The 4,553-nt window shown below is 69.9% G+C and carries 4 protein-coding genes; all 4 read left to right on the forward strand.

Annotated features, from left to right (window positions below; genetic code table 11):
* Window positions 1-181 precede the first annotated feature (181 nt).
* A complete protein-coding gene (locus tag ACFE86_RS21255) occupies window positions 182-1,171 on the forward strand; it encodes an ABC transporter substrate-binding protein (RefSeq protein WP_375457304.1) in 990 nt (329 codons plus the stop codon).
* Between the two features lie 11 nt (window positions 1,172-1,182).
* On the forward strand, window positions 1,183-2,016 hold the full coding sequence (locus ACFE86_RS21260) for an ABC transporter ATP-binding protein (protein WP_375457305.1): 834 nt from the start codon (window positions 1,183-1,185) through the stop codon (window positions 2,014-2,016).
* Window positions 2,017-2,068: 52 nt separating this feature from the next.
* A complete protein-coding gene (locus ACFE86_RS21265) occupies window positions 2,069-3,757 on the forward strand; it encodes a carbon-nitrogen hydrolase family protein (protein ID WP_375457306.1) in 1,689 nt (562 codons plus the stop codon).
* A gap of 107 nt (window positions 3,758-3,864) precedes the next feature.
* Window positions 3,865-4,553 (forward strand): LysR family transcriptional regulator (locus ACFE86_RS21270; RefSeq protein ID WP_375457307.1); only part of this gene is annotated, 689 nt, incomplete at its 3' end.

Genomic DNA, 4,553 nt, shown 5'->3' on the forward strand with positions numbered 1-4,553 from the left:
TCATCGACGCGCAGATCTCCTACGAACTCGCCGACATGTACGGCTCCATCCTCGTGGCCGGAGCCATGGGCTACGGCCTCAACCTCCTCCTCCTCCTGCTCGAAGGCCGGCTCGTCCATTGGGCCGGCCGCTGATCGCCCCCCGCACCCCCACACCGCCTGAACGGACAGGGATCGACCGCATGCGCACCCGCACTTCCGCCCTCGCAGGAGGCGCCTTTCTCCTGGCTTCGGCCGCGACCGCACCCGCCTGCGAGCGCATGGAGAAGGTCACCGCCGCTTGGCTGCCGATCATGCAGGCGACCGCCTACTACGTCGCGCTCGAGGAGGGGCTGTTCGAGAAGGCCTGCATCGCGATCGACTCCAACAAGATGGAGTCGCCCAACCACATCATCGACGCGCTGGTCGCCGGCCGCGCGGATTTCGGCCCGCCCGGCGCGGCCGCCGGCATCGCGATGCTGGCCGAGCAGAAGTTCCCGGGCACCTTCAAGGTGTTCGGGCTGCAGGGCGGGGGCATCAAGGTCGACCGGATCAACGACGGGCTGATCGTCAGGCCCGACAGTCCGATCGCGAGCTTCTCCGACCTGAAGGGCAAGACGCTGGGCCACCTCCCCGGCATCCAGTGGCGGACCATCGCGCGCCACATGGTGCGCTCGGCGGGTCTCGACCCGGACAAGGACGTGACCCTCGTCGACCTCGCCGTCGCGATGCAGGTGCCGGCGGTGGTGGGCGGGAGCGCCGACGCGACCCTGTCGCTGGAGCCGGTCGGGTCGGTCGCCGTCGCCTCGGGCAAGGCCAAGCGCGCCCTGACCAACCCGGTCGAGGCCGTCATCGCCGATCCCTTCTACTCCGGCGCGGCCCTCGTCACGACGCGGTTCCTGAAGGAGCGGCCGGCCGTCGCGCGCAGGATCGTCGAGATCATCGACCAAGCCACCGCGATGGCGAACGCCGACTTCCCGAAATACCGGCGCATCCTGCCGAAATACACCGCGATCCGGCCCGAGCAGATCGACCTCGTGGCGCAGCCCTACCTGCGGGGCTTCAAGGAACTCAACGAGACCGACGTCGCCTCCTATCAGGCGCTGGTCGACGTCTTCACCAAGGAAGGGGTGCTGCCGGCCAAGGTCGACGTGCGCCCCAAGTTCCTGACCGCGGCCGACCTCGGTAGCTGAGAGGACGCGCCTTGGCTCAGACCCGCGCCCTGAAGGTGATCGATGCAGGCGCTCCGGTGGCGATAGCGGCACCGCGACGCGGCCAGTTGACGATCCGCAGCCTGTCGAAACGATTCGCCGGCGAGGTCGTCTACGATCGCCTCGACCTCGACCTGCCGCTCGGTGCGCTGATCTCGATCTTCGGCCCGAACGGCTGCGGCAAGAGCACCCTGATCAACATGATTTCGGGCCTCGCGCCGATGGATGCCGGCCAGGTCCTCTACGACGGGCGCACCATCGGCGAGACCAACATCTCCTACGTCTTTCAGAACTATCGCGAGGCGCTGTTCCCCTGGCTCCGGGCGATCGACAACATCCACTACCCGCTCAAGGTCCGGGGCGTGAAGCGGGCCGAGCGCACGCGCCGGGTGGAGGCGCTGCTCGCCGAGTTCGACGTGCGGTTCGACCTTTCGGCCTACCCCTACACGCTCTCGGGCGGCCAGCAGCAGACCGTGTCGATCCTGCGCGCGCTCGTCACCGAGCCCGAAATCCTGTTCCTCGACGAACCCTTCTCGGCCCTCGACTACGAGATGACGCTGTCCATGCGCGAGCAGCTGCAGAAACTCTTCGTGGGGCGCGCCATCACCGCGCTGCTCGTGTCGCACGACCTTGAGGAGGCGATCCAGCTCGCCGACAAGCTCGTGCTCCTGAGCCGGCGGCCGACGCGCGTCGCGGAGATCGTCGACGTCGGACTGCCCTGGCCGCGCGCCTCCGAGGTGACGACCACGCCGGCCTTCGTCGCCCTGAAGCGGCGCTGCCTCGACATCTTCTGGCGCGAGGTCCGCGGTGCGCCGGGATCAGCCTGACTCAGCGGGCCGGGTCCATGAACCCGGTCCCCACACCGGAGACCGACAGACCATGACGAAGCGACGCTTTCGCGCGGCGGCGGTGCAGACGCTCGCCCGCCTCGGGGACTACGACCACAACATCGGGCTGATGACCCGCTACGTCGAGGAGGCGGTGCGGCAGGGTGCCGAACTCGTCGTGTTCCCCGAGTGCATGGACACGGGCTACCTGTTCGACTCGGCCGAGCATGCCCGGGATCTCGCCGAGACGGTCACCGACGGCCCCTTCGTGCGTGCCCTGGCAGAGCTGGCCGCCAAGCACGGCATCTACATCGCCAGCGGGATCACCGAGTGGGACCCGGGCCGGGGCAAACTCTTCAACTCCGGCGTCCTGTTCGACCGGCAGGGCCGCCTCGCCTGCCACTACCACAAGCAGTTCCTCGCCACCCACGACCAGAACTGGTTCGCGTTCGGCGAGCGCGGCTGCCCGGTGGTCGAGACGGATCTCGGCCGCATCGGTCTGCTGATCTGCTTCGACGGCCGCATCCCCGAGATCTTCCGCGCCATGACCCTCCAGGGCGCGGAGATCATCGTCGACATGGCGAACTTCTTCGCCATGGATCAGGCCGACATGTGGGGGCCTGCCCGCGCCTACGAGAACGGCGTCTGGCTCGTCGCCGCCACGAAGTCCGGCTACGAGCGCTCGATCTACTACCCCGGCGGCAGCATGATCGTGGACCCGAAGGGCCGCGTCCTGTCGAAGGTGCCCTACGACACTCATGGGATGGCGGTCGCCGACGTCGATCCGGAGATGGCGGCCGACAAGGCGATCTACGCCGCCGACGACAAGATCGCCGGCCGCCGGCCGGAGACCTACGGCGCGCTCGCGCTGCCCTACGAGCAGACGCCGGTCTGCGGCCTCGCCGACCGGCCGCTCGTCCCGTCCCGCAGCGTCACCAAGGTTGCGGCGGTGCAGGTCCACGCCACCGCCGAGGCGCCCGCCGCGGACGCCGTGTTCGACATGCTCGATCACACGGCCAAGCTCGGCGCCAAGGTGCTGGTCCTGCCGGAATACGCCTTCAGCGCCATGTGGCTGCCGGACGCGGGCGAGGCGGCGGCCCAGGCGGCCGCGACGCCCGCGATCCTCGCGCGGGTCGCCGGGATCGCCGCGCGCTACGGGTGCCTCATCGCCGCGCCGGTGGTCGAGCGGGCCGGCGCGGCGCTCCAAGGGGCGCTCTTCGCGACGACCGTGCTGATCGGCCCCGACGGCGGCGAGGTCGGCCGCTACCGCAAGACGCACCTCACCGCCGAGGAGAAGCGGTGGGCCACGGCCGGCGACGCCTATCCGGTCTTCGACACGCCCTTCGGGCGCGTCGGCGTGATGGCGGGCTTCGACGCCGTGTTCCCGGAGACCTCGCGCTGTCTCGGCGTCGGCGCGGCCGACATCGTGCTCTGGCCCGCGGCCCTGCGCGAGCCGTTCGAGCGCGAGCTGCTCGCGGTGCCGCGCGCGGAGGACAACCGCGTCGCGGTCGTGCTGGCCAACCGCGTCGACTGCCCCTATCCGGGCGGCAGTGTGGTCATCCCGCCCACCGGCTTCCCCCTGTGGGACATCAACGTCGTGGCGCCCCGCTCCACGGTGCTCGGTGCGGTGATGCCGCGGCACGTGGACCTCGCCGTCTGCCGGCAGAAGCTGATGATCCCGAAGGTCGACATGTTCGCCAACCGGCTGGTCGGGACCTACGGTGCCCTCGTCGCGGCCTGAGGCTGGGATCGCGGATGGCTGATCCGGCGGGCCGCCTGGGGTTGGCGGATGACCGCGACGTCGCCTGAGGTACACGCGCACCCCGCGCGACGGAACGGAGGGGCCGCATGGCGGGGATGAAAGCCCAGCCTCGCTACGACTCGAACGACATCGTCTACTTCCTCGCGGTCGCGCGGCAGAGGAATCTCGCCCGCGCCGCGAAGGGGCTGAAGGTGGACCACACCACGGTCGGCCGCCGGGTGCGCGAGCTGGAACTCAGCCTCGGCGCGAGCCTGTTCAAGCGCAGCCGCGCCGGGTTCACCCTCACCGAGGCGGGGCTGCGCCTGCTGCGGCACGCGGAGGGGATGGAGAACCACGCGAACGCCCTGACCGAGGCGGTCGGGGCGAGCGGCGACGCCGGCGGGGCGGTGCGCATCGCCACGATGGAGGGTATGGGCAGCTTCTACCTGACCACCTGCTTCGGCCCGTTCCGGCGGCAGTACCCTGGCATCCAGATCGAGCTGATCACGGACACCCGCATGCTCGACCTCTCCCGGCGGGAGGCGGAGGTGTTCGTCAGCTTCAACCGCCCGGTCGGCCGGAGGCTCTCCACCCGCAAGATCGGCGAGTTCCGCGTCTCGCTCTTCGCTGGCGCATCGTACTTTGCCGACCGGCCGCGGCCGACCTGCGCGCGCGATCTCGAGGAGCACGAGTTCATCGATTTCATCGACGAGTACATCCACGTCCGCGAGAACCGCTGGCTGTCCGACATCCTCCGCCCGACGCATGTCGGCTTCCGCAGCACGAGCCTCGTCGC

This window comes from uncultured Methylobacterium sp. (genome assembly GCF_964244095.1).
Classification (GTDB): Bacteria; Pseudomonadota; Alphaproteobacteria; order Rhizobiales; family Beijerinckiaceae; genus Methylobacterium.